The organism is Pseudomonas sp. NPDC089392, assembly GCF_044749595.1.
GTDB lineage: Bacteria > Pseudomonadota > Gammaproteobacteria > Pseudomonadales > Pseudomonadaceae > Aquipseudomonas.
Genome location: NZ_JBIVIF010000015.1, coordinates 42,038 through 67,187, shown reverse-complemented (window position 1 = coordinate 67,187; position 25,150 = coordinate 42,038). Strand labels below are relative to the sequence as shown.

At 63.7% G+C, this 25,150-nt stretch carries 26 protein-coding genes; 18 read left to right on the top strand and 8 right to left on the bottom strand.

What is annotated here, in order from left to right:
* Positions 1-174: 174 nt before the first annotated feature.
* Complete coding sequence (locus tag ACIP1G_RS15105) at positions 175-630, bottom strand: MaoC family dehydratase (RefSeq protein ID WP_400738308.1); 456 nt, start codon at positions 628-630, stop codon at positions 175-177.
* A 143-nt stretch (positions 631-773) separates the two neighbouring features.
* Between ACIP1G_RS15105 and ACIP1G_RS15100 the strand changes: the two genes are divergently transcribed.
* The 3 genes from ACIP1G_RS15100 to ACIP1G_RS15090 are packed head-to-tail and all read left to right on the top strand — an operon-like array spanning position 774 to position 2,449.
* Complete coding sequence (locus ACIP1G_RS15100) at positions 774-1,136, top strand: CidA/LrgA family protein (protein WP_346643774.1); 363 nt, start codon at positions 774-776, stop codon at positions 1,134-1,136.
* Complete coding sequence (locus ACIP1G_RS15095) at positions 1,133-1,849, top strand: LrgB family protein (protein ID WP_400738305.1); 717 nt, start codon at positions 1,133-1,135, stop codon at positions 1,847-1,849. Before ACIP1G_RS15100 ends, ACIP1G_RS15095 begins: the two co-directional genes overlap by 4 nt.
* Before the next feature lie 9 nt (positions 1,850-1,858).
* Entirely contained in the window at positions 1,859-2,449 is a 591-nt protein-coding gene (locus ACIP1G_RS15090) for an LON peptidase substrate-binding domain-containing protein (RefSeq protein WP_400738302.1), read from the top strand.
* Positions 2,450-2,593: 144 nt separating this feature from the next.
* Here ACIP1G_RS15090 and ACIP1G_RS15085 read toward each other — a convergent pair whose 3' ends face one another.
* Both ACIP1G_RS15085 and ACIP1G_RS15080 read right to left on the bottom strand, forming a co-directional pair.
* Positions 2,594-3,910, bottom strand: a complete 1,317-nt coding sequence (locus ACIP1G_RS15085; RefSeq protein ID WP_400738299.1) for a bifunctional DedA family/phosphatase PAP2 family protein — start codon at positions 3,908-3,910, stop codon at positions 2,594-2,596.
* Positions 3,911-3,913: 3 nt separating this feature from the next.
* On the bottom strand, positions 3,914-4,582 hold the full coding sequence (locus tag ACIP1G_RS15080; protein WP_400738297.1) for a DNA-3-methyladenine glycosylase: 669 nt from the start codon (positions 4,580-4,582) through the stop codon (positions 3,914-3,916).
* A 330-nt stretch (positions 4,583-4,912) separates the two neighbouring features.
* On the opposite strand from ACIP1G_RS15080, the gene ACIP1G_RS15075 reads away from it, so the two are divergent.
* The 13 genes from ACIP1G_RS15075 to ACIP1G_RS15015 all read left to right on the top strand — a co-directional run bounded on the left by ACIP1G_RS15075 (position 4,913) and on the right by ACIP1G_RS15015 (position 17,421).
* On the top strand, positions 4,913-6,184 hold the full coding sequence (locus ACIP1G_RS15075) for a glutamate-5-semialdehyde dehydrogenase (RefSeq protein WP_400738296.1): 1,272 nt from the start codon (positions 4,913-4,915) through the stop codon (positions 6,182-6,184).
* Position 6,185: 1 nt separating this feature from the next.
* Positions 6,186-6,845 carry a nicotinate-nucleotide adenylyltransferase gene (nadD, locus tag ACIP1G_RS15070; protein ID WP_400738293.1) on the top strand — a complete coding sequence of 220 codons (660 nt, stop codon included), beginning with the start codon at positions 6,186-6,188 and terminating at the stop codon, positions 6,843-6,845.
* A gap of 43 nt (positions 6,846-6,888) precedes the next feature.
* Complete coding sequence (rsfS, locus tag ACIP1G_RS15065; protein WP_009685825.1) at positions 6,889-7,308, top strand: ribosome silencing factor; 420 nt, start codon at positions 6,889-6,891, stop codon at positions 7,306-7,308.
* A 10-nt stretch (positions 7,309-7,318) separates the two neighbouring features.
* Positions 7,319-7,786, top strand: coding sequence for a 23S rRNA (pseudouridine(1915)-N(3))-methyltransferase RlmH (rlmH, locus tag ACIP1G_RS15060; RefSeq protein ID WP_003249722.1), 468 nt, complete (start codon positions 7,319-7,321; stop codon positions 7,784-7,786).
* A 16-nt stretch (positions 7,787-7,802) separates the two neighbouring features.
* Positions 7,803-9,692, top strand: a complete 1,890-nt coding sequence (gene mrdA / locus ACIP1G_RS15055; protein ID WP_400738289.1) for a penicillin-binding protein 2 — start codon at positions 7,803-7,805, stop codon at positions 9,690-9,692.
* Between the two features lie 38 nt (positions 9,693-9,730).
* The gene (gene rodA, locus ACIP1G_RS15050; RefSeq protein ID WP_400738444.1) at positions 9,731-10,834 is read left to right on the top strand and encodes a rod shape-determining protein RodA; all 1,104 of its coding nucleotides are present in this window, start codon (positions 9,731-9,733) and stop codon (positions 10,832-10,834) included.
* Positions 10,835-10,851: 17 nt separating this feature from the next.
* Positions 10,852-11,862 (top strand): lytic murein transglycosylase B, encoded by a 1,011-nt coding sequence (gene mltB, locus ACIP1G_RS15045; RefSeq protein WP_400738286.1) that lies wholly within the window; start codon positions 10,852-10,854, stop codon positions 11,860-11,862.
* On the top strand, positions 11,862-12,863 hold the full coding sequence (locus ACIP1G_RS15040; RefSeq protein ID WP_400738283.1) for a septal ring lytic transglycosylase RlpA family protein: 1,002 nt from the start codon (positions 11,862-11,864) through the stop codon (positions 12,861-12,863). Before mltB ends, ACIP1G_RS15040 begins: the two co-directional genes overlap by 1 nt.
* Before the next feature lie 357 nt (positions 12,864-13,220).
* Entirely contained in the window at positions 13,221-14,381 is a 1,161-nt protein-coding gene (locus ACIP1G_RS15035; RefSeq protein ID WP_400738280.1) for a D-alanyl-D-alanine carboxypeptidase family protein, read from the top strand.
* Positions 14,382-14,453: 72 nt separating this feature from the next.
* The gene (locus ACIP1G_RS15030; protein WP_003249736.1) at positions 14,454-14,729 is read left to right on the top strand and encodes a DUF493 domain-containing protein; all 276 of its coding nucleotides are present in this window, start codon (positions 14,454-14,456) and stop codon (positions 14,727-14,729) included.
* Positions 14,729-15,376 (top strand): lipoyl(octanoyl) transferase LipB, encoded by a 648-nt coding sequence (lipB, locus tag ACIP1G_RS15025; RefSeq protein WP_201203597.1) that lies wholly within the window; start codon positions 14,729-14,731, stop codon positions 15,374-15,376. The genes ACIP1G_RS15030 and lipB overlap by 1 nt, the downstream gene beginning before the upstream one ends.
* Positions 15,377-15,378: 2 nt before the next feature.
* On the top strand, positions 15,379-16,395 hold the full coding sequence (gene lipA, locus ACIP1G_RS15020; RefSeq protein ID WP_003249742.1) for a lipoyl synthase: 1,017 nt from the start codon (positions 15,379-15,381) through the stop codon (positions 16,393-16,395).
* An 87-nt stretch (positions 16,396-16,482) separates the two neighbouring features.
* Positions 16,483-17,421, top strand: a complete 939-nt coding sequence (locus ACIP1G_RS15015; protein ID WP_400738277.1) for an LD-carboxypeptidase — start codon at positions 16,483-16,485, stop codon at positions 17,419-17,421.
* A gap of 184 nt (positions 17,422-17,605) precedes the next feature.
* On the opposite strand, the gene ACIP1G_RS15010 is transcribed toward ACIP1G_RS15015, so the two are convergent.
* The 5 genes from ACIP1G_RS15010 to leuS all read right to left on the bottom strand — a co-directional run bounded on the left by ACIP1G_RS15010 (position 17,606) and on the right by leuS (position 23,700).
* The gene (locus ACIP1G_RS15010) at positions 17,606-18,922 is read right to left on the bottom strand and encodes a lytic murein transglycosylase (protein ID WP_400738274.1); all 1,317 of its coding nucleotides are present in this window, start codon (positions 18,920-18,922) and stop codon (positions 17,606-17,608) included.
* Positions 18,923-18,982: 60 nt separating this feature from the next.
* On the bottom strand, positions 18,983-19,147 hold the full coding sequence (gene arfA / locus ACIP1G_RS15005) for an alternative ribosome rescue factor ArfA (RefSeq protein WP_400738271.1): 165 nt from the start codon (positions 19,145-19,147) through the stop codon (positions 18,983-18,985).
* Positions 19,148-19,349: 202 nt separating this feature from the next.
* Positions 19,350-20,387 carry a DNA polymerase III subunit delta gene (holA, locus tag ACIP1G_RS15000; protein ID WP_400738269.1) on the bottom strand — a complete coding sequence of 346 codons (1,038 nt, stop codon included), beginning with the start codon at positions 20,385-20,387 and terminating at the stop codon, positions 19,350-19,352.
* Between the two features lie 39 nt (positions 20,388-20,426).
* Positions 20,427-21,032 carry an LPS assembly lipoprotein LptE gene (lptE, locus tag ACIP1G_RS14995; protein WP_400738266.1) on the bottom strand — a complete coding sequence of 202 codons (606 nt, stop codon included), beginning with the start codon at positions 21,030-21,032 and terminating at the stop codon, positions 20,427-20,429.
* A 61-nt stretch (positions 21,033-21,093) separates the two neighbouring features.
* The gene (leuS, locus tag ACIP1G_RS14990) at positions 21,094-23,700 is read right to left on the bottom strand and encodes a leucine--tRNA ligase (protein WP_400738263.1); all 2,607 of its coding nucleotides are present in this window, start codon (positions 23,698-23,700) and stop codon (positions 21,094-21,096) included.
* A gap of 227 nt (positions 23,701-23,927) precedes the next feature.
* On the opposite strand from leuS, the gene ACIP1G_RS14985 reads away from it, so the two are divergent.
* Positions 23,928-24,242 carry a hypothetical protein gene (locus ACIP1G_RS14985; RefSeq protein ID WP_400738261.1) on the top strand — a complete coding sequence of 105 codons (315 nt, stop codon included), beginning with the start codon at positions 23,928-23,930 and terminating at the stop codon, positions 24,240-24,242.
* Between the two features lie 136 nt (positions 24,243-24,378).
* Complete coding sequence (locus ACIP1G_RS14980; RefSeq protein ID WP_400738258.1) at positions 24,379-25,140, top strand: YdcF family protein; 762 nt, start codon at positions 24,379-24,381, stop codon at positions 25,138-25,140.
* Positions 25,141-25,150: the final 10 nt, after the last annotated feature.

Genomic DNA, 25,150 nt, shown 5'->3' with positions numbered 1-25,150 from the left:
AGGCTGCGCGAAGGCTGGCAGTTTACGCGAGTGCGGGGGATTTGTGGATTGGCTTGGGAAGGGGGCTGCTGCGCAGCCCGATCGCGACACAAGGCCGCTCCTACAGATGATCGCATTCCCCTGTAGGAGCGGCCTTGTGTCGCGATCGGGGCGCGCAGCGCCCCCAAAAATCCATCAGACAAAACAGAGCGAGAGCGACTCAGCTATATAAGCAGGCTTATCTTCGCCTTCGATCTCCAACGTGGCAATCGCCTTGAGCAGCCACTGCCCTGGCTTCTTCTCCGTCACCTGGGCCAGTTCCAGCTTCAACCGTACCTGGCTGTTGACCTTGACCGGCTGGATGAAGCGCACACTGTCCAGCCCGTAGTTCACTACCATCTTCAGCCCTTGCGGCAGGACCAGAATGTCCTCCATCAGCACGGGAATAAGCGACAACGTCAGGAAACCATGGGCGATCGTGCAGCCAAACGGGGATTTTGCCGCCTTTTCCGGGTCGACGTGGATGAACTGGAAATCACCCGTCGCCTCGGCGAACAGGTTGATGCGTTGCTGGTCGATCTTCAGCCAGGCGGAGTGGCCCAGTTCCTTACCAACGTACTGCGAAAGCTCTGTAACCGGTACATAGGGCATCGCGGACTCTCCAGATTGCAAGTTGGTACGAAGGTGCAAGATCAGCACGATCAACCGTTTCAGTCAAGTTGCCAGCTTTTCGGCGAATATCGGTATATAGCCGCACGTGCTTATAATGGCCGCCATGCCCGAGGGAGATGCTTATGCTGTTGCGCGGTTTGACCTGGCTGGTGCTGTTCCAGCTGCTGGGTACGGCAATCAACCACCTGTTGGTGCCGTTTCTGCCCGGGCCGATCATCGGCCTGTTGCTGCTGTTGTTCTTCCTCATGGCCCGTGGCGAGGTAGGCAAACCGCTGAACGAGGCCGCCAGCAGCCTGCTGCGCTACCTGCCGCTGTTGCTGGTACCGCCGGCCGTGGGAGTGATGGTGTATGCCAAGGACATTGCCGCCGACTTCTGGGCCATTGCCGGGGCCTTGCTGATTTCCTGCCTGGTGACGCTGGTGTTTGTCGGCGTGTTGATGCAAAAGCTCATCCACCGCCAGGGCAAGCGTGAGGGGCAGCCATGATGCTCGACTGGCAAGGCGCGCTGGATGCGGTGGTTCACCATCCTTTGTTCGGTATCGGCATCACGCTCGGGGCTTACCAGGTTGTGCTGGCAGCCTACGAGAAGACCCGCTGGATCTTTCTGCAACCGGTATTGGTGTCGATGTTGCTGGTGATCGGCGTGTTGCTGCTGTGCGGCATCAACTACAGCGAATACCGCAAGAGCACCGAAATCATGAACATTCTGCTGGGGCCCGCCACCGTGGCCTTGGCTGTGCCGCTGTACCTCAACCTGCGCCGGATCCGCCAGCTGTTCTGGCCCATCTTTACTACGCTGGTAGTCGGAGGTCTGTTCGCCACGCTGTGCTGTCTGCTGCTGGGCTGGTGGTTCGGTGCCGAGCACATGATCCTGATGACCATGGCACCGAAGTCGGTGACCTCGCCGATCGCCATGCTGGTGGCCGAGCAGATTGGTGGCGTGGCGGCGCTGGCGGCAGTGTTCGTGCTGATCACCGGGGTGATCGGGGCGATCTTCGGCCCGGCGCTGCTGAGCCGCTTCGGCGTGCACAGCCCCGAGGCGCGCGGCATGTCGCTGGGTGTGACTGCGCACGCGGTGGGCACTTCGGTGGCTTTGCAGGAAAGTGACGAATGCGGCGCCTTTGCCGCGCTGGCAATGAGCCTGATGGGGGTGGCCACGGCGGTGTTTTTGCCGCTGGCGGTCAGCCTGGTGGCCTGAGGAATTGTGATGACGCTACCGCTGTTTCCACTCAATACCGTGCTGTTTCCTGGCTGCTTCCTTGATTTGCAGATTTTCGAGGCGCGCTACCTGGACATGATCGGCCGCTGCATGAAGCAGGGCGAAGGGTTTGGTGTGGTGTGCATCCTGGAAGGCGAGCAGGTCGGCAAGGCGCCGCCGGTGGTCGCCTCGATTGGTTGCGAGGCGGTGATCCGCGACTTCGTGCAGCAGGACAACGGTTTGCTGGGTATCCGGGTTGAAGGTGTGCGGCGCTTCAACCTGCACAGCACCGAGGTGCAGAAGGACCAGTTGCTGGTGGGCCAGGTGCAATGGCTGCCGGAGCAGGCGGACAGCCCGTTGCTTGAGGCGGACGATGACCTGCTGGCACTGCTGGTGGCCCTTGGCGAGCACCCGATGGTCGAAGCGCTGGACATGCCGCGCCCGGTGGGCGGGCGCCAGGCGCTGGCCAACCAGCTGGCGTACCTGCTGCCGTTCATGGAAGAGGACAAGCTGGATTTGCTGACCCTTGACTCGCCGCAGCAGCGGCTGGGGGAGATCCAGAAGCTGCTGGAGCGGATTCAGGGTGAGTTGTTTGCCTGAGGGTTCTGTGTTGCCTGTGCCGGCCTCTTCGCGGGTAAACCCGCTCCTACAAGGGGCGGCGCAGGTTTCGTGGCGTGTACATTCCTTGTAGGAGCGGGTTCATCGAGGCGTCGAACCGCCGCGAAGAGGCCCGCACAGACAACATCAATACTGATAGCGCAGTAAAGCCTGCGGCAACGCATGCATGGCAAAGAACGCCAGCAGCGCAATACACGCCGGCAACACCAGCCACCACACCCGCTGGGGCAGTGCCGGCAGCGTCTGCTTGTGTTGTACCAGCGTCAGGCTAAGCGCACACACGCAGCACGCCAGCAAAGCCCCGGCAAGGATGTCGGTCGGCCAGTGTGCCCCCAGGTACACCCGCGACAGGGCAATCGCCAGCGCCGGAATGCAGCCCAACGCCACCCAGGTCAGGCGCATGCGCGGCGGCTGTCCGCGCCCGGCCAGCACGGCCATCACCAGAAAGAACGCAAACGACGCCGAACTGTGCCCGCTAGGCATGCTGTAGCTGGTCAATGGATCGCTCAAAACCTCAGGTCGGGCCCGGGAGAACAGCCATTTCAGCGTGCCGTTGGCAACTGCGGTGCCCATCAGTGCGCCCGCTGCGAACAGGGCATGCCGCCATTGCCGGGCAAGCAGCAGCAGCCCGGTCAGCAGACCGCCAAGGAACAGTTGGGTACGGAAATCGCCCAGCCGGGTCACCAGCACCACGGTGCCATCGATGGCCTGGCTGCGGTGCTCCTGGACCAGCGTCATGATCCCTTGGTCGAATTCATTCAGGTACGGCCAGCCGAGGAACAGCGCGGCCAGGGCGACAAAGCTCAGGCCTGCCACCAGTCGGGTGCCGTGGCGCTGGTCACGCAGGCTGCTGTTCAGGCTCAGGCCAAGTAGCACTGCCAGGGTGCCGGCGATGATCCCGGCATCCAGCCAGAAGCCTTCTGGCAGGGGCAGGCGCATGGCCGCGCCAGTGGCCCAGCCGGGCAGCAGGTAGGCCACCGACCAACCGGCGCCGGCCACCAGGCTGACGGCGATGAAGCGCGGCAGCGGCATGTCGAACATGCCGGCGACCATCGGCAGCATCGGCCGTAGCGGGCCGATGAAGCGCCCCACCAGCAGGCTGGCGATGCCATAGCGCTGGAAGTAGCTTTCGGCGCTGCCAATCCATTCCGGGTGGTGTCGTAGCAGTGGCAGGCGGCGGATGTTCTGGTGGAAGTACTTGCCTATCGTATAGGACAAGGCATCGCCCGACAGGCCGCCGAGAAAGCCCAGCAGCAGCGTTTCGCCCAGGCTGAAGGCACCGCTGCCGGCCAGTACCGCGACGGCGAACAGCAGTACCGTGCCCGGCACGATAATGCCGGCAATGGCCAGGCATTCGATGCAGGCCACCAGGAATATTGCCAGGCCAAGCCACTGCGGGTTGGCGCTGAGCCAGCCGGTCAGGCTGTCGAGCCATTGGCCCATGGTTCAGCTTCCTTGTTCGAGAATGAAGAAATCGCGGCCTTCAAGTTGGCCGCGGCGTAACGGGTTGCGCGTGCAGAAGCGCGCGTATTCGGCGTCGACGAAGCGGTAGGGCAGGTGTTCGTCGCGCCCGTGCGGGATGCCCAGGCGGGCGGCCTGGATGACCCGTGGCACGGCGTTGCCGCAATCCTCCACGTACAGGCGCTCGGCGTCGAAGCGCTGGGCGTCCCAATGCGGCACCTTCAGGCCCAGCGCCCGGCACAGCAGCGTTTGCCCGGCACACAGGCGTTCGGCCGGGCGCAACTGGCCGCTGGCGTCGGGGTTGTTCAGCTGCATCTGTGCCAGGCTGTTGGGGCCCGAGAGGGCGTCCTGCCAAGGATAGGCGGACTTGATCAGCACCGCGTTGCCCGGCCCATGGGCGCTGAAGTTCAGCGAATCGCCGCCGCGGGCGTAGTACATGTAGATGTGCCCGCCGTCGAGGAACAGTGCCTTGCGTTTTTCCGTGTAGCCGAGCGAGGCATGGCTGCCTTTGTCGGTGAGGTAGTAGGCCTCGGTCTCGATGATGCGCGCGGCCAGCCACAGGTCGCCATGGCGGTGGCGAATGACCTTGCCGAGCAGGGCTTTGGCCAGGGTCTGGGCGTCGCGGTCGAAAAAGCTGTCGGGCAGGGCAGGCATGCGGACGGTTCGCGGCTGGGGAGGCGGGGATGATAGCAATGAATGGCTTAATCGAGGCTGAACCGAGAGTGATGTTGGCAGTGCCGGCGTCTTCGCGGGTGAACCCGCTCCCACAGGTACAGCACAGCACTCAGGCCTCGTGCAGCCCCTGTAGGAGCGGGTTCACCCGCGAAAGGGCCACAACAGGAGATAGAAATTTCGATAACCCTGGTTACATCTTTCCTGCACATTGCCCCCGCCATTTTCTACCATCCGCCTCCCGCCGCTGGGCGTATACCTGCGCGGCAGTTATAATCAGCCGATTTCCCCTTTCGCCAAGACACCGAACCCATGACTGAGTCCGTTCTTGACTACATGACCCGCCTGGGTCGCGCTGCCCGTGAGGCTTCCCGGGTGATCGGCCGTGCCAGCACCGCGCAGAAGAACCGCGCCCTGCAAGCCGCCGCCGAGGCACTGGACGCTGCCCGTGCCGAGCTGACCGCTGCCAACGAGCTGGACCTGGCCGCTGGCCGTGCCAACGGCCTGGAGCCGGCGCTGCTCGACCGCCTGGCGCTTACCCCGGCGCGTATCGACGGCATGATCACCGGCCTGCGCCAGGTGGCCAGCCTGCCGGACCCGGTCGGTGCCATCCGCGACATGAGCTACCGCCCATCGGGTATCCAGGTCGGCAAGATGCGCACGCCGCTGGGGGTGATCGGGATCATCTACGAATCGCGCCCGAACGTGACCATCGATGCCGCCAGCCTGTGCCTGAAGTCGGGTAACGCGACCATCCTGCGTGGCGGCTCCGAGGCTATCCACTCCAACCGTGCCATCGCCACTTGCATCCAGCGCGGCTTGGCCGAGGCCGGCCTGCCGGCGGCAGTGGTGCAAGTGGTCGAGACAACCGACCGCGAAGCCGTAGGCGCGCTGATCAGCATGCCGGAATTCGTCGACGTCATCGTCCCGCGCGGCGGCCGTGGCCTGATCGAGCGCATCAGCCGCGACGCCCGCGTGCCGGTCATCAAGCACCTGGACGGTATCTGCCACGTCTATGTCAGCCAGCACGCCGACCTGGGCAAGGCCTGGAACGTGGCCTTCAACGCCAAGACCTACCGCTACGGTATCTGCGGCGCGATGGAAAGCCTGCTGGTCGACCAGCAGGTGGCCGAGCGCTTCCTGCCGGAGATGGCCCGCCGCTTCCAGGAGAAGGGCGTGGAGCTGCGTGGCTGCGAGCGTACCCGCGCGCTGATCGAGGCCAAACCGGCCACTGAAGACGACTGGCACACCGAGTACCTCGACGCGATCCTGTCGATCCGCGTCGTCGATGGCCTGGACCAGGCCATCGAGCACATCAACCACTATGGCTCGCACCACACCGACTCGATCATCAGCGAACACCAGGGCGAAGCCCGTCAGTTCATGGCTGAAGTCGATTCGGCATCGGTCATGCTCAACACCCCGACCTGCTTCGCCGACGGCTTCGAGTACGGCCTGGGTGCGGAAATCGGCATTTCCACCGACAAGCTGCATGCCCGCGGCCCGGTCGGCCTGGAAGGCCTGACCTGCGAAAAATACGTGGTGATCGGCGACGGCCAGCTGCGCGGCCAGGGGTCCTGCTGAGTTGAGCAAGGCCCAGGCAGTCCGGCGCATCGGCATTCTAGGCGGCACCTTCGACCCCGTGCACATCGGCCACCTGCGCAGCGCGCTGGAAGTCGCCGAGCTCATGGGGCTGGACGAGTTACGCCTGCTGCCCAATGCCCGGCCGCCACACCGTGATACCCCGCAGGTGGCTGCGCAAGACCGCCTGGCCATGGTCCGCGAAGCAGTGCAGGGCGTGGCTTGCCTGAGCGTCGACGCCCGCGAGCTGGAGCGCGACAAGCCGTCGTACACCATCGATACGCTGGAGTCGATCCGCGCCGAGCTTGCCAGCAGCGACCAGCTGTTCCTGGTGCTGGGCTGGGATGCTTTCTGTGGCTTGCCCGGCTGGCACCGCTGGGAAGAATTGCTGCAACACTGTCACATCCTGGTGCTGCAACGCCCGGATGCCGACGTAGAACCCCCTGACGAGCTGCGCAACCTGCTGGCTGCGCGCTCGGAGAGCGATCCCACCGCCATGTCCGGCCCGGCGGGAAATATTTCGTTCGTCTGGCAGACACCGCTTGCGGTGTCGGCTACACAGATCCGACAGCTGCTGGCCAGCGGCAAATCGGTGAGGTTCCTGGTGCCGGACGCCGTACTGGCCTATATCGAGGCGCACGAACTGTATCGTGCGCCCAACTGACGGTGCCTCTGGCGCCTCATCCAACGAGTTGAACGAGTTTTATATGACCAAGCAGAAAATTTACGGCGAAGAACTGGTCGCAGTGACCAAGGCCGCGCTGGAAGACGTCAAGGCCCAGGACATCCAGGTCATCGACGTGCGCGAGAAGCACAGCCTGACCGACTACATGATCATTGCCACCGGTACCTCCAACCGCCAGATCAACGCGATGGCCGAAAAGGTTCGCGAAGCGGTCAAGGCCAAGGGCGCCCAGCCACTGGGTGAAGAAGGCAAGGGCGACAGCGACTGGGTGCTGCTGGACCTGAACGACGTCATCGTGCACATGATGACCGCCGCTGCCCGCCAGTTCTACGACCTGGAGCGCCTGTGGCAGGGTGCCGAGCAAAGCCGTGCCGCCGATGGCAAGCACCACAGCCCGGACCACGCCCACGAGTACTCCGACAAGCTCAAAGACCGCGAATAAGGAAAGCGCTGTGCGTTTGCGCCTGATCGCGGTCGGCTCGCGCATGCCGAAGTGGGTTGAGGAAGGCTGGCATGAATATGCCAAGCGCCTGCCCGCCGAGCTGTCGCTGGAGCTGGTGGAAATCCCGCTGAACACCCGTGGCAAGAATGCCGACGTCGCCCGCCTGATCCGTCAGGAGGGCGAAGCCATGCTGAGCAAGGTTCAGCCTGGGGAACGCATCGTCACCCTCGAGGTCCATGGCAAGCCCTGGAGTACCGAGCAGCTGGCGACCGAGTTGGACCGCTGGCGCCTGGATGCGCGTACGGTCAATTTGATGGTGGGAGGCCCGGAAGGCCTGGCGCCTGAGGTATGCGCGCGCGCCGAGCAACGCTGGTCGCTGTCGCCGCTGACCCTGCCGCACCCGTTGGTAAGGATACTCATCGGCGAGCAGATCTACCGCGCCTGGACCGTGTTGTCCGGGCACCCTTACCACAAATGAGCCTGTAAGCAGTCCGATGTCGCAGCCGATCCGTCTCAAGGACCACGAGAAAGACGCCCGCCTGGTGCGCAACCGCGTCGTGGTCGGCGCAGTGGCGGTCATGCTGCTTATTTGCGTGCTGGTCGCCCGGCTGTACTACCTGCAGATCATCCAGTACGACTATCACTCGACGCTGTCGGAGAACAACCGGGTGCATGTGCAGCCGATCCCGCCGACCCGTGGGCTGATCTTCGACCGCAACGGCGTGATCGTTGCCGACAACCGGCCCAGCTTCAGCCTGTCGATGACCCGCGAACGTGCGGGTAACTGGCAGGAAGTGCTGGATACCATCGTCGAAGTTCTGGAGCTGACGGATGATGACCGGGCGTTGTTCGAGAAACGCATGCGCCAGGGGCGCCGGCCGTTCGAGCCGGTGCCGATCCTGTTCGAACTCAATGAAGAGCAGATCGCCCGCGTGGCGGTGAACCAGTTCCGCCTGCCGGGCGTGGAAGTGGTGGCCCAACTGGTGCGCCACTACCCGCAAGGCGCGCATTTCGCCCATTCGGTCGGTTACGTGGGGCGGATCAACGAGAAAGAGCTGAAAACGCTCGACCCGGTGAACTACAGCGGCACCCACCATATCGGCAAGACCGGCATCGAGCGCTTCTACGAAGACGCCCTGCATGGCCAGGTGGGTTACGAGGAAGTCGAGACCAACGCCCGTGGCCGTGTGCTGCGGGTGCTCAAGCGCACCGACCCGAAACCGGGCAAGGACATCGTGCTGAGCCTGGACATCAAGCTGCAGGAAGCCGCCGAGGCCGCCCTGGGTGGCCGGCGTGGCGCGGTGGTGGCGCTCGACCCGCGAACCGGCGAGGTGCTGGCGATGGTCAGCCAGCCCAGCTTCGACCCCAACCTGTTCGTCACCGGCATCAGCTTCAAGGCCTACGCCGAGTTGCGCGATTCGATCGACCGGCCGCTGTTCAACCGGGTACTGCGTGGCCTGTACCCACCGGGTTCGACCATCAAGCCGGCGGTGGCCATCGCCGGCCTGGACAGTGGCGTGGTCAATGCCAGCAGCCGGGTGTTCGACCCGGGCTACTACCAGCTGCCCAACTACGACCACAAATACCGTAACTGGAACCGCTCCGGCGATGGCTGGGTCGACCTGGACACCGCGATCATGCGCTCCAACGACACCTACTTCTACGACCTTGCGCACAAGATGGGCATTGATCGGCTGTCCAGCTACATGAACAAGTTCGGCATCGGCCAGCGGGTGTCCCTCGACATGTTCGAGGAGTCTGCCGGGCTGATGCCATCGCGCGAATGGAAGCGTGCTACCCGTCGCCAGGCCTGGTTCCCCGGCGAAACCCTGATCCTTGGCATCGGCCAGGGCTACATGCAGGCCACGCCGTTGCAACTGGCCCAGGCCACTGCCCTGATCGCCAACAAGGGTGTGTGGAACCGCCCGCACCTGGCCAAGACCATCGAAGGCCAGCCGCCGGTGGACGACAACCCGATGGAAGACATCGTGTTGCGTGACAAGTCCGACTGGGCCAAGGTGACGCATGGCATGGAACAGGTAATGCACAACGCCCGCGGTACTGCGCGCAAGGCTGCGGCCGGCGCCCAGTACCGCATTGCCGGCAAGAGCGGTACCGCCCAGGTGGTGGCGATCAAGCAGGGCGAGAAATACGACCGCAACAAGCTTCAGGAGCGCCACCGCGACCACGCCCTGTTCGTCGCCTTTGCCCCGGCCGAAGATCCGAAGATCGTGGTCTCGGTGATGGTCGAGAACGGTGAGTCCGGCTCGGGTGTCGCCGCACCGGTGGTACGCCAGATCATGGACGCCTGGCTGCTTGACGAAAACGGCCGGCTCAAGCCCGAGCTAGCGCCTGCTACCGTGACCCAGGAATCGGCCCTGTGATGAACAATTTCGATCGCATGCTCTCCAGCGAGGATGTGATGCGTCGGCGCGCCAGCTTTCTGCAGCGCGTCCATATCGATGGCCCCTTGCTGGTCATTTTGCTGACCCTCGCGGCCGGCAGCCTGTTCGTGCTCTATTCGGCCAGTGGCAAGAACTGGGACCTGCTGCTCAAGCAGGCCACTTCGTTCGGCATCGGCCTGGTGTCGATGTTCGTCATCGCCCAGCTGGAACCGCGCTTCATGGCCCGCTGGGTGCCGCTGGCCTACCTGACCGGGGTGCTGTTGCTGGTGGTGGTGGACGTGATGGGTCACAACGCCATGGGCGCCACACGCTGGATCAACATCCCCGGGGTGATCCGCTTCCAGCCTTCGGAATTCATGAAGATCATCATGCCGGCGACCATCGCCTGGTACCTGTCCAAGCGCACCTTGCCGCCGCACCTGAAGCACGTGGCGATCAGCCTGGTGCTGATCGGCGTGCCGTTCATCCTGATCGTGCGCCAGCCCGACCTGGGCACGGCGCTGCTGATTCTCGCCTCGGGTGCCTTCGTGCTGTTCATGGGCGGGCTGCGCTGGCGCTGGATCATCAGCGTGCTGGCGGCGGCGGTGCCGGTGGCGGTGGCGATGTGGTTCTTCGTCATGCACGACTACCAGAAACAGCGGGTACTGACCTTCCTCGACCCGGAAAGCGACCCGTTGGGCACTGGCTGGAACATCATCCAGTCCAAAGCGGCAATCGGCTCGGGCGGGGTATTCGGCAAGGGCTGGCTGCTGGGCACCCAGTCGCACCTGGACTTCCTGCCGGAAAGCCACACCGACTTCATCATCGCCGTGCTCGGCGAGGAATTCGGCCTGGTTGGCATCTGCCTCCTGCTGATCGTGTACCTGCTGCTGATCGGCCGCGGCCTGATGATCACCGCCCAGGCGCAGACCCTGTTTGGCAAGCTGCTGGCAGGCAGCCTGACCATGACCTTCTTTGTATACGTGTTCGTCAATATCGGTATGGTCAGCGGCCTCCTGCCCGTGGTGGGCGTGCCGCTGCCCTTCATCAGCTATGGCGGAACATCGTTGGTGACGCTGCTGTCAGCGTTTGGCGTTCTGATGTCGATCCACACGCACCGCAAATGGATCGCGCAGGTTTGAATAAGGTGAACAATTTCATGCAAGCAGTGCGTAACTGGGCTGCCCGTTGTGCGCCGTGGATCGGCGCGGTGGGCCTGTTCGGCGCTGTACAGCTGGCCCATGCCGGCGATTATCAAGGCTCGCCCCAGGTGGCCGAGTTCGTTGGGGAGATGAGCCGCGACTATGGCTTTGCCCCTGAGCAGTTGATGGGCGTGTTCCGTGAAGTAGAGCGCAAGCAGTCGATCCTCGACGCCATTTCGCGCCCGGCCGAACGGGTCAAGCCGTGGAAGGACTACCGGCCGATGTTCATCACCGACGCGCGCATCGCCCGCGGTGTCGACTTCTGGCGCCAGCACGAGGCCGTGCTGGCCCGCGCCGAGCAGGAATACGGCGTACCGGCGCAGTACATCGTCGCGATCATTGGCGTGGAAACCTTCTTTGGCCGCAATACGGGCAATTACCGGGTGATCGACGCCCTGTCGACCCTGGGCTTCGATTACCCGCCTCGGGCCGAGTTCTTCCGCAAGGAACTGCGCGAATTCCTGCTGTTGGCGCGCGAAGAGCAGCTTGACCCGCTCACGCTCAAAGGCTCCTATGCCGGCGCCATGGGCTTGCCGCAGTTCATGCCGAGCAGCTTCCGCAACTACGCGGTGGACTTCGACAGCGACGGCCATATCAATATCTGGAACAACCCGGATGATGCCATCGGCAGCGTCGCCAGCTACTTCAAGCGCCACGGCTGGGTGGCCGGCGAGGGTGTGGTCAGCCGCGCCTGGGTGGACGGAGAGCGCGCCGACGAAGGCCTGACCACCGGCATCGAGCCGGTGAAGACGGTCGGGGAGTTGCGCGCGCTTGGCTGGTCGGTTCATGATTCGCTGCGCGATGATCTGCCGGTTACCGCCTTCCGTCTCGAGGGTGACAGTGGCCCTGAATACTGGATGGGCCTGAAGAACTTCTACGCGATCACTCGCTACAACCGCAGCGTGATGTATGCCATGGCGGTGCATCAGCTTGCGGAACAGCTGGTCCAAGTACGGGGCGTCAAGTAATGCGCGCAATCATCTCTGCCAACTCGTTCAAGCTGCTCAGCTGCCTCGCCATCGGCGTGGTGCTGGCCAGCTGCTCCTCCAATCGCCCAGCCCAGCAAAGCAGTGGCAACGTCGTGCGCAGCCAGCCGGGCCTGGACATCAACCGGGCGCACAAGGACGGCGCGCCGTGGTGGGACGTGGATGTGAACAAGATCCCCGACGCCACGCCAACCGTGCACACGGGTAACTACAAGGCCAACCCGTACACGGTGCTGGGCAAGACCTACTACCCGATGCAGGACTCGCGCAACTACCGCGCCGAGGGCACTGCGTCGTGGTACGGCACCAAGTTCCACGGGCAGAACACGGCCAACGGCGAATTGTACGACCTGTACGGCATGAGCGCGGCGCACAAGACCCTGCCGCTGCCGGCCTATGTCAAGGTGACCAACCTGGCCAACGGCCGCAGCGTGATCCTGCGGGTCAATGACCGTGGTCCGTTCTATTCCGACCGCATCATCGACTTGTCCTATGCCGCGGCGAAAAAGCTCGGTTATGCCGAGATCGGCACTGCGCATGTGCGCGTCGAGGGCATCGACCCACAGCAATGGTGGGCCCAGCGTGGCCAGACGCCACCGATGGTGCTGAAGGAGCCGCAAGTGGCGCAGACCCAGGCAATACCGGCCACTACCGGGCGCGTCGAGCAATGGACGCCGCCGCCGCAGCAGCATGCGGCGCCGGTGGTGCCGGTGCAGGTGGGCGGCAACAACGTGCCGGGCGGTGCGGGTGGCAGCTTCCTGCAGGTGGGCGCCTTCGCCAACCCGGACGCCGCCGAACTGCTGCGCTCCAAGCTCAGCACCATGGTCAATGCGCCGGTGTTCATCAGCTCGATCGTGCGTAACCAGCAGACCCTGCACCGCGTGCGCCTGGGGCCGATCGGCAGCCAGGGCGAGATCCAGCAAGCACAAGACAGCATCCGCCTGGCGAACTTGGGGCAGGCCAAGCTGGTCACAGCTGACTGACAGTGGCAGTGCAGCCTTGATGCGCTTTGTGTAGGAGCGGCCTTGTGTCGCGAAAGGGCCGCAAGGCGGCCCCAGGGTTTCTGCAAGAATGCAAAAATTGCTGGGGCTGCTTTGCAGCCCTTTCGCGACACAAGGCCGCTCCTACAATGACCGCACTCCCAAGCAACGCCACCGTTAAACTGTCGGTTTTGTCATGAATTGCCGGGCACGGCCATGTACAATGTCGGCTTTTGCCCGCAGCGACATAAAGCCGCACGTTCGTGGGCCAGGCCTACGGCCATAAAACTAGACTGACTGGCGCTGGGCGCACGATCTTGCCCAGGGAACATCAGACCATTAGCGATTTTCGAGAGACGGATGAACATCACCAACCTTGCCAAACGACTTTGCCTGCCTGTACTGCTGATGATCACGCCTGCCGCCTTCGCGGCTGAGCAGATGACGCCGGCACCACCGCAACTGGCTGCCAAGTCCTACGTACTCATGGACGCGTCCAGCGGCAACGTGCTGGTCGAGAACAACGGTGACGAGCGCCTGCCGCCAGCCAGCCTGACCAAGCTGATGACGGCCTACATCGCCACCCTGGACATCCGTCGCGGCCAGATCGGCGAGAACGACCCAGTTACCGTCAGCGAAAACGCCTGGCGCACTGGCGGTTCGCGCATGTTCATCAAGGTGGGTAGCCAGGTTACCGTCAGCGACCTGCTGCACGGCATCATCATCCAGTCCGGCAACGACGCCTCGGTGGCCCTGTCCGAGCACATCGCCGGCAGCGAAGATGCCTTCGCCGACATGATGAACAAGACGGCTGCCGACCTGGGCATGAGCAACAGCCACTTCATGAACCCGACCGGTCTGCCGAACCCGGAGCACTACTCGTCGGCTCACGACATGGCAACCCTGGCCCGTGCGATCATCAACGTCGACCCGGCCCACTACGCCATCTACTCGCAGAAAGAGTTCTTCTGGAACAACATCAAGCAGCCCAACCGCAACCTGCTGCTGTGGCGTGACAAGACCGTCGACGGGCTGAAAACCGGCCACACCGATGAAGCCGGCTACTGCATGGTGGCCTCGGCGGTTCGCGATGGCCAGCGCCTGATCGCCGTGGTGTTTGGCACCAACAGCGAGCAATCGCGTGCTGCCGAGACCCAGAAGCTGCTGACCTATGGTTTCCGCTTCTTCGAAACCCAGACCTTCTACCAGAAAGGCACCGAGCTGACCCAGGCTCCGGTCTGGAAAGGCTCCGCCGGTATCGTCAAGGCGGGCCTGGCAGACGACCTGACCATGACTATGCCTAAAGGCCAATTGAAGCGCCTGCAGGCTTCGATGACCATGAACCCACAAATTACCGCGCCAATCGCCAAAGGTGACGTGATCGGTAAAGTGGAAGTCAAACTGGACGAGCAAGTGGTTCACAGCGCCAACCTGATTGCCCTTGATGGCGTCGAGGAAGGTGGTTTCTTCCGTCGTATGTGGGATAGCATCCGTCTATTCTTCTATGGCTTGTTCAACTGATACGTGACCGGCAAGCCCCCGCACATCTGGCGGGGGCTTGTTGTTGCCACGGCTTACGAGGCCGTTTCCGCCATGAGCGAACCAGACGTAAAGTCGCACAAAATCGAATTCCCTTGCGACGATTACCCGATCAAGGTGATCGGCGATACCGTTGTCGGCTTCAAGGACACGGTAATCGAGATCCTCAGCAAGCACGCCAAGGTCGACCTTTCCACCCTGGCTGAACGCCAGAGCAAGGAAGGCAAGTACACCACCGTGCAATTGCACATCGTTGCCGAAAGCGAGAACCAGCTGCACGATATCAACAGCGCCCTGCGTGCTACCGGCATCGTGAAAATGGTGCTCTGATGTCCGCCTGTCTCGGTTTTCGCGAGCTTGGCCTGCAGCCCTATGAACCGGTGCTGGAGGCCATGCGTCGCTTCACCGAGCAGCGCAGCCCGGACAGCCAGGATGAAATCTGGCTGGTCGAACACCCCGCGGTCTTCACCCAGGGCCAGGCCGGCAAGGCCGAGCACCTGCTGGTGCCGGGCGACATCCCGGTGGTGCAGACCGACCGCGGTGGCCAGGTGACCTACCATGGTCCCGGGCAGCTGGTAGCCTACCTGCTGCTGGATGTACGCCGGCTAGGCTTTGGCGTGCGCGAGCTGGTCAGCCGTATCGAGCAGACCCTGGTTGATCTGCTTGCCAGTTACGACGTCCAGGCTGCGGCCAAGCCCGATGCCCCGGGCGTCTATGTCGATGGAGCGAAAATCGCCTCCCTCGGCCTGCGAATTCGCAACGGCCGTTCGTTCCACGGCCTTGCCCTGAACGTGGACATGGACCTTGCGCCATTCCGCCGAATCAACCCCTGCGGATATGCGGGGCTGGCCATGACCCAGCTGCGCGACCTGGCAGGCCCGATCGAACTCGACGAGGTCAGGACAAGGCTGCGCGGACAGCTGGTCAAGCACCTCGACTACGCTGAGCAGACGACCCTCACGGGCGGAATCGACTGAATATGACAACTGTGCAAGAAGCCGTGCCGAACCTGATACCTACCCAGGATGCCACCCCGCGCCCAGCGCCGAAGAAGGTGGAAGCTGGGGTCAAACTGCGTGGCGCCGACAAAGTCGCGCGCATTCCGGTAAAGATCATCCCGACCGACGAGCTGCCGAAAAAGCCTGACTGGATCCGCGTGCGTATCCCGGTTTCGCCCGAGGTAGACCGCATCAAGCAACTGCTGCGCAAGCACAAGCTGCACAGCGTGTGCGAAGAAGCCTCCTGCCCGAACCTGGGCGAGTGCTTCTCTGGTGGTACCGCAACCTTCATGATCATGGGTGACATCTGCACCCGTCGCTGCCCGTTCTGCGACGTCGGCCACGGCCGGCCGAAACCGCTGGACCTGGACGAGCCGAAAAACCTGGCAGTCGCCATCGCCGATCTGCGCTTGAAGTACGTGGTGATCACCTCGGTGGACCGCGACGACCTGCGTGACGGTGGTGCCCAGCACTTCGCCGACTGTATCCGCGAAATCCGCGCGCTGTCGCCGGGCGTACAGCTGGAAACCCTGGTGCCAGACTACCGTGGCCGCATGGACGTTGCCCTGGAAATCACCGCGCAAGAGCCGCCGGATGTGTTCAACCACAACCTCGAAACCGTACCGCGTCTGTACAAAGCCGCGCGCCCGGGTTCGGACTACGACTGGTCGCTGGACCTGCTGCAGAAGTTCAAGCAGCTGGTACCGCACGTGCCGACCAAGTCGGGCCTGATGCTCGGCCTGGGCGAAACCGACGAAGAAGTGATCGAAGTGATGCACCGCATGCGCGAGCATGACATCGATATGCTCACCCTCGGCCAGTATCTGCAGCCGTCTCGCAGCCACCTGCCGGTGCAGCGTTTTGTCCACCCGGACACCTTCGCCTGGTTCGCCGAGGAAGGTTACAAGATGGGCTTCAAGAACGTCGCTTCTGGCCCGCTGGTGCGTTCTTCGTACCATGCAGACCAGCAGGCTCACGAAGCCAAGATCAAGCTCTGAGCCAAGCGCAGAGCCACGCATGCCGATGCGCGCCGAAAGGCGGCATCGGCATTTTTGTTTGTGTTCCACGCGCTGCAAGGAGCCGCGATGAATTGCGCCGAAACCATTCAACCCTGCCTGCCAGCGGCGTTGCCGCGTAACGCCTGCTTTGCCATTGTCGCCCCGGCGGGCGCGGCGCGGCTGGACACGCAAAAGGTCAGCCAGTGGTTCGTTGACCGCGGCTACCGTTGCCGTATCTACCCGGGCGCCCTTCAGGCCCAGGGTTACCTGGCTGGGCCGGACCAGCAGCGCCTGCAGGACCTGCATGATGCCTTTGCCGACCCGGCCATCGACGCCATCCTGTGCATGCGTGGCGGCTACGGCAGCATGCGCCTGCTCGACGGGCTCGATTTCGAGCTTATTCGGCGCAACCCCAAGCCACTGATCGGCTACAGCGACATCACCGCACTGCACACGGCGATCTACCGGCATGCCGGGCTGATCACCTTCCATGGCGCAATGCTCAATGCCGATCTGTTGGGGGCAAAGTTGCCACCGACCGAGTCGTCGTTACTGGCGCAGCTGGGTGGGCATGTGCGGGCGGGCGAGCAGGTCGCGCACCCGGTGGACTTTGCTTTGGACAGTGTGCTGCCAGGTGTGGCCAGCGGGCCGTTGCTGGGGGGCAACCTGTCGATGCTGGGCGCGACCATGGGGACCCTTGCCGAACTGGATACCCAGGGCTGCATTCTGTTCATCGAGGACGTCAACGAGCCGCTGTACCGGGTAGACCGGTTGCTGACCCAGCTGCGCCTGGCGGGCAAACTGGCGGGGGTCAAGGGCGTGCTGGTGGGGGATTTTGCCGGGATTACCACGGCGGCGCTGGCGCCGTTGCTGGAGGATACCTGCGGCCCGCTGGGGGTGCCGGTGCTGGCCGGGTGGCGCAGTGGGCATTGTGACCCGAATGTGTGCTTGCCGCTGGGGGCTCGGGTCAGGTTGGACAGTGGTCAGCAGAGTTTGGTGTTGGAACAGGACTTGTTCAGGGCTTGAGATTTTTGGGGCTGCTTTGCAGCCCATCGCGACACAAGGCCGCTCCTACAGGGGGTCGCGAAGCATTGGGACAACGCGATCACTGATGCATCGGGTAACGCGATCCCCCGATGCATTGGGATAACGCGATCCCTGTAGGAGCGGCCTTGTGTCGCGATAGGGGCGCAACGCGCCCCCGGCAATCTCACTGGCTACGCAGGCTCTCAAGCAGCTTATGGGTCGGATACCCATCCGCCGGCCACCCCAGCCCCTGCTGGGCATTGCGGATGGCCTTGCGGGTATTGGCACCGATAATGCCATCAGCATTACCCGCCTCATGCCCACGGCTGTTCAACAGGTTCTGCAACTCCATGCGCTCGCTGCGGCTGAGCGGCAGGTCTTCCTTCGGCCAGCTGCTGGCAATGAAGCCCCAGCCGCTGAAGCGATCACCCAGCAGGCTTACCGCCAGCGCATAGGACGACGAGTTGTTGTACTTGAGGATGGCGCGGAAGTTGTCCAGCACCAGGAACGCCGGCCCGCGTGCGCCAGCCGGCAACAGCAGGGCGGCAGACAGCTGGTTGCTACCTGCCGGCAGTTGCGTGCCTGCTGGCAGTTTCACGCCCATTGCCAGCCACTCGTTCACCGGCTTGCGCAGCGCACCATCGGCCTGCCAGAAATCAAAGCCTGGCGGCACCTGTACCTCGAAACCCCACGGCTGGCCACGCTTCCAGCCCGAGCTCTGCAGGTAGTGCGCGGTCGAGGCCAGGGCATCCGGGGTGCTGTTCCAGATATCACGGCGGCCATCGCCGTCAAAGTCCACGGCATGGGTGTTGTAGGTGGTCGGGATGAACTGGGTCTGGCCCATGGCACCGGCCCACGAGCCGCGCATGGCTTCTGGCTGGATGTCGCCATGCTGGATGATCTGCAGTGCGGCGATCAGCTGGTCTTGGGCGAACTGTGGGCGACGGCCCTCATAGGCCAGGGTAGCCAGCGAGCGGATCACCGACTTGTTGCCCTGGAACTGGCCGAAGTTGCTTTCCATGCCCCACACCGCCACCAGCACCTGGCGGTCGACGTTGTAGCGTTGTTCGATGCGCGTCAGCAGCTCGGCGTTCTGCTCCAGCAGCTTCTTGCCATTGCGCACACGCAGGGGCGACAGGGCGCCTTCGAGGTATTCCCATACCGGGCGGGTGAACTCTGGCTGGCTGCGGTCGGCCTTGATCACGTCCATGTCGGGGGTAACACCGAGGAAGGCGCGGTCGAAGGTGTTCGGCGAAATGCCGGCTTGCAGGGCTTGCTGGCGGAAGCCCGCCTGCCATTGCGCGAAGGTTTGCAGAGGCTGGATTTCAGTGCTGGCGTCTGGCGTTGCGCCGGGCACGGTCACCACTGGGGCGGGTTGGGCAGGGGCCAGCGGCAGTGCGTCGGCAGCGGTGGGTTTTTCCGCGCAGGCCACGAGCAGGATGAAGCTGGAGGCCGCGATCAGCTGGCGGGTGTCCCAACGGGGGAAATGACGGAAGAGCATGCACAGATCCAGAATTGCAGGTCAGGTGACGACCATACCATGCCTGCGCTTGCGATGCTTTCATGCTGCCCAAAAGTAGGAAGCCTCCCAATCTCTCGATTGGAAGGCTTCGCGGCGGTAGCTGCCTTTGCCCTTGTTTGGTTGTTCCTGGCGGCAGCGGAACAGCGGTTGGGCGACGATTGACTTGGCCTTGTTGGGGCCGTGCTTTTTCGGCTTTTTGCTCACGGCGGGGTTCCCGTGGTGGGTGGGTTTCGGGGCGCACTGTAGGGCCCTGGGCCGGTCGGGGCCAATTGATTGTGTATATGGTCGAGTTAGCAGGGAACCTGTAGGAGCAGCCTTGTGCTGCGAAGAGGCCATATCTGCCAAATAAGATCTTTTGCCCTACCGGCCTCTTCGCAGCACAAGGCTGCTCCTACCGGGGCGTGTGTTATTCGGGGGGGAGTGCCAGGCGCTGGCCAGCCATCAGCAGCGACAAGCGCGCCAGGCCCGTCCAGGGCGAGCCTTCGGCCTGCCCCTTGATCTGCGCATCAATACGCTGGGCATCCTGCAGCAACTGCGCCCAGCGCTGCGCCGACAGGCGCTGCAGGGCCTTGCTGACCAACGGCCTGCGTTTGTCCCAGATCGGTGGGCGGGCCTGGCTGAAGGCCTTGTCCAGCGGTACGCCCTGGCTGAACTGCTGGGCCAGCCCGGCCAGCTGGCGCAGCTCGCGGGCCAGGGCCCAGAGGATCACCGGCGGCTCCACACCCTCACCGCGCAAACCTTCAAGCATGCGCAGGGCGTGTGCAGCCTCACCATTGAGAATGGCATCGACCAGGCCGAAGACATCGAAGCGGGCGCTGTCGGCGACGGCGGCCTGCACGGTTTCCACGGTGATCTGGTTGCCTTCGGCCAGCAGCTTGAGCTTTTCGATTTCCTGCGCCGCCGCCAGCAGGTTGCCTTCTACCCGCGCGGCGATCAGGTCGACGGCGTCACGCTGTGCCGACAGGCCGGCTTGTTGCAGGCGCTGGTTGATCCATTGCGGCAGCTGGTGCACATCCACCGGCCAGATCTGGATGAACTGGCAATGGGCGCCCTCGATCAACGCCTTGCCCCACTTGGTCTTCTGCGCGCTGCCGTCGAGCTTGGGCAGGCTGATTAGCAGCAGGGTGTCTTCGGCAGGGTTGGCGCAGTATTCCATCAGCGCCGCGGCGCCCTTGTCACCGGGCTTGCCCGAGGGCAGGCGCAGTTCCAGCAGGCGGCGCTGGGCGAACAGCGACAGGCTGGCGCCAGCCTGGAGCAGGGTGCCCCAGTCGAAGTTGGCGTCGGCACTGAACACTTGGCGTTCGTCAAAACCTTGCTGACGCGCGGCATGGCGAATGGCGTCGGCAGCTTCCTGGCACAGCAACGGGTCGTCGCCGCTGACCACGTAGACCGGTGCCAGGGCGCCTTGCAGGTGCTTGTTGAGTTGGGCGGGGGCGAGTTTCATGGGAAACAGGTGGGGCACCCGAGGGTGCCCCGCGCGGGCTTAGTTGCCCGGCACTTCCAGTGGCGACTGCTGAGGCGTTTCGGCCTGCTGGCGGCGGGCGGCCTCCAGCGCGGCGGCTTCGGCCTTGGCGCGGTCGTCGGCTTTACGCTGCATCTCGTCCAGCTGGGAAGGCGTCAGCATTTGCAGGCGGACGACCATGGCGTTGACCAGGTCGCGGCGCATTTCTTCACGGGCGCGGGTGGCTTCCTGCTCGGAACCGGTAATGTTCGAGCCGTCACGCACGTAGATCTTGCGCACTTCCAGCTTGTCGCTCATCAGCTCCAGGTTGTTCAGGCCCTGGATGCTGTAGTTGAGCACAGTGGTCAGTTCGTATTCGGCGGTGCGGTTGCCGCTGTTGTAGGACGCCGAGCGCTGGCTTTCCTGCTCGTTGGTCAGCACCAGGCGGTAAGGCGCGCCGGTATGCACGTTGACGCCGCTACGCTCCAGAACTTCACGCAGCTGGACCACGGTCGGGCCGTAGGCGTTGCGTGCGCTGACGTCCATTTCCTTGACACTCAACTCGGTGGAGCCGGTGCCGCGCAGCTGGAAACCGCAGGCGCTGAGCATGACCGCCAGGCCGATTACCAGCAAATTGCGTTTGATCATGTTGTTGCTCCCTTGTGGGCCTGTGCCGCCCGCCCGCAGTGGTTGCGGGCGGGCGCTGCCATCAGTTGGCGACGATGTTGACCAGCTTGCCCGGTACCACGATGACCTTGCGGATGGCCAGGCCATCAATGAAGCGCAGGACGTTCTCGTTGCTGCGCGCGGCAGCTTCGATTTCTTCGCGGCTGGCAGCGGCCGGCATTTCCACCTGGCCACGCAGCTTGCCGTTGACCTGCACTACCAGGGTGACGGTGTCCTGTACCAGGGCGGCGTCGTCGACGGCTGGCCAGCTGGCGTCGATCACGGCCTGCTGGTGGCCCAGTTGCTGCCACAGTTCATGGGAGATGTGCGGGGTAATCGGTGCCAGCAGCAGGGTGACGGCTTCCAGGCCTTCCTGCAGCAGGGCACGGTCCTGTTCACTGGCCTGCGGGGCCTTTTCCAGTACGTTCATCACGGTCATCACCTGGGCGATGGCGGTGTTGAACTTGTGGTACTGGCCGACGTCGGTGCTGGCCTGCTTGATGGCTGCGTGGATGGCGCGGCGGATGACCTTCTGCGCGTCGTCCAGTGCGGCGACATCCAGCTTGCCCGGCAGGCCCTGGGCCACGTGAGCCTGGGCCAGGCGCCACACGCGGCGCAGGAAGCGGCTGGCACCTTCGACGCCGGAGTCGGACCATTCCAGGCTCGCGTCAGGCGGCGAGGCGAACATCATGAACAGGCGGCAGGTGTCGGCGCCGTACTGGTCGATCATCGACTGTGGGTCGACGCCGTTGTTCTTCGATTTCGACATCTTCTCGGTGCCGCCGATTTCCACCGGCAGGCCGTCGGTTTTCAGGCGGGCGCCAATGATCTTGGCCTTGGCATCGCGCTCGATTTCGACATCGGCCGGGTTGAACCAGTCCTTGCCGCCGTTGCTGGCGACACGGTAGTACGTTTCGGCGACCACCATGCCCTGGGTCAGCAGGTTCTTGAACGGCTCGTTCGAGGTGACCAGGCCTTCGTCACGCATCAGCTTGTGGAAGAAGCGCGCGTACAGCAGGTGCAGAATGGCGTGCTCGATACCACCGATGTACTGGTCGACCGGCAGCCAGTGGTTGGCCGCTTTCGGGTCGACCATGCCACCCTCGTAGTTCGGCGAGGCGTAGCGGGCGAAGTACCAGGACGACTCGACAAAGGTGTCCATGGTGTCGGTTTCGCGCTTGGCCGCAGCGCCGCATTTAGGGCAGCTGCACTCGTAGAATTCAGGCATGCGCGCCAGCGGCGAACCGGCGCCGTCCGGCACCACGTTCTCGGGCAGGGTGACCGGCAGTTGGTCTTCTGGCACCGGCACGTCACCGCAGGACGGGCAGTGGATGATCGGGATCGGGCAGCCCCAGTAGCGCTGGCGGCTGATACCCCAGTCGCGCAGGCGGAACTGGGTACGCGATTTGCCCAGCTCCTTGCGGATCAGGGCGGCTTCGATGGCGTCGAAGGCACCGGCAAAGTCCAGGCCGTCGAACTCACCGGAGTTGATCAGCTGGCCGTGCTCGCCGTAGGCGTCCTGCCACTCGCTGCCGACTTCATCGCCAGCGCTGGTGCGCACCACGGCCTTGACCGGCAGGTTGTACTTGTGGGCGAACTCGAAGTCGCGCTCGTCGTGGGCCGGCACGGCCATTACCGCGCCATCGCCGTAGTGCATCAGCACGTAGTTGGCGACCCATACCGGCAGCTTCTCGCCGGTCAGCGGATGCTCGACCAGCAGGGAAGTGGGCATGCCCTTCTTCTCCTGGGTGGCCATGTCGGCTTCGGCGACGCTGCCGCTCTTGCACTCGTCGATGAACGCCTGCAGCGCCGGGTTGCCCTGGGCGGCCTGGGTGGCCAGCGGGTGCTCGGCGGCGACAGCGACGTAGGTAGCGCCCATCAGCGTGTCGGGGCGGGTGGTGAAGACCTTGAGGGCGCCTTCGTGGCCGATGCTGGCCTGGTTGTACGGGAACTGTACTTCCATGCCGCGCGATTTGCCGATCCAGTTGCGCTGCATGGTCTTGACCTGCTCAGGCCAGCCCGGCAGCTCGTCGAGGCTTTCCAGCAGCTCGTCGGCGTAGTCGGTGATGCGGAAGTAGTACATCGGGATTTCGCGCTTCTCGATCAGCGCGCCCGAACGCCAGCCGCGGCCGTCGATGACCTGCTCGTTGGCCAGTACGGTCTGGTCCGCCGGGTCCCAGTTAACGGTACCGTTCTTGCGGTAGATGATGCCTTTCTCGAACAGGCGGGTGAACAGCCACTGCTCCCAACGGTAATAGTCAGGCTTGCAGGTGGTGACTTCACGTGCCCAGTCGATGGCCAGGCCCAGGCTCTTGAGCTGGGTCTTCATGTAGTCGATGTTTTCGTACGTCCACTTGGCCGGGGCGACGTTGTTTTTCATTGCCGCGTTTTCCGCGGGCATGCCGAAGGCATCCCAGCCCATCGGCTGCAGGACGTTCTTGCCCAGCATGCGCTGGTAGCGGGCAATCACGTCACCAATGGTGTAGTTGCGCACGTGGCCCATGTGTAGCTTGCCGCTCGGGTACGGGAACATCGACAGGCAGTAGTACGTGTCCTTGCCTGGCTGTTCGGTAACAGCGAACGATTGTTGCTCGTCCCAGAAGTTCTGGGCGGCGGCTTCGATATCACGGGGCGTGTATTGTTCGTGCATGGCTACTTTTTGCTGAGAGAGAAGAGACCTTGTTCCAGGCAGCGGAACCTCGCTGCGTCCGGCACTCCGGTGTCGTTTAGAGTGAACGCCGTAGCATACAGCAGCGCTGCGCCTAGTGGGAAACCTTCGTTGCGAATGCCCGCTGGTCGCGGCGCACAGCTGCTTTTTGCAGTACCGCTAAGCTCAGGTGTGGGGGGAGATATTCTTACCTTCAATGAGGTGAACGGATGGGAGAGACGCAGCTACCCGCAATCAGACCGGAGCTTTACGAACGCCTGATCGACCGGCTTGGCCTGGCACTGGAAGTGGCCAGGACCTCGGTGCGATTGCGCGACGAGATGCCAGCCGAGCTGGAATTGCGTGGCCTGAGCCACGCAGAGTTCGAAGTGATCAAGGCTTACCTGGATTCCCTCCCGGAGCGCCAAAATGCCTCTGTCGGCAGTTACCCACAAGCGGAGTCGACATCGGCCAAGATCATCTGGCTCAAGGACAAGAAACGCCCCGCCAGCTCGGCGAAATCCAGGACGCTGCCCCATCGCTAGCCGTTCAGGACGCCAGGCGCAGGCTATCGGGCGCCGGTTCTTCAATACATGCACATCTCACGATCGGCGCCGGTCGCACCCTTGTTGACCGGCGCCGATCCACTTAGGCTGCACGCCTGCCAAGGAGGTGTGGCCGATGCCGATCCGATTCTTCATCAAACAATGGCTGATGCCGCCGGGCGTCCTGTTATTGCTGCTGCTTGCGGCGTGGTGGCTGCGCAGCCGCAGGCCCAGGTTGGCTGCGCTGTGCTTTGTCGTGGGCCTGGGTGGCCTGTGGCTGATGAGCTTGCCACTGGTGGTGCAGGAAACCGCCCGTGTGCTGGAAAGCGAGGCGCCGCTGGCAGTGAGCAACTGGGCGGGCCTGGCAAGCCGGGCAGATGCCATTGTGGTGCTGGGCGCGGGGCGTGAGCGCGGCGACCCGGCCTGGGGCGGCAGTGACCAGCCTACAGCCACGGCACTGGAGCGCATGCGCTATGCCGCACGGCTGGCCAAGGCCTCGGGGTTGCCGGTGCTGACCAGTGGTGGATTGCACTACGGCACGCCGCCGAGCGAGGCGCAGTTGATGGCTGAGCGCCTGCATGAAGATTTCGGTGTGAAGGTGAAGTGGCGCGAAGAGGCCAGCCGCACGACCTGGGAGAACGCCCAGCTGACGGCCAAGGTGCTGCAGCCGTTGGGCATTCGCCGGGTGGTGGTGGTGACCCAGGCCTGGCACATGCCGCGCTCGCGCTGGAGTTTTGAACAGGCGGGGTTTGAGGTGGTGCCGGCGCCGGTGGGGTTCCTTGGGCGCGATCATGCGCGGCCGTTTGGCGGGTTGCTGCCGGAGAGCCGGGCGATGTGGCAGAGCGGGCAGTTGTTTAATGAAGTGGTGGGGTTGGTGGGGTATCGGGTGTTCTATTAAGCCTTGTGTT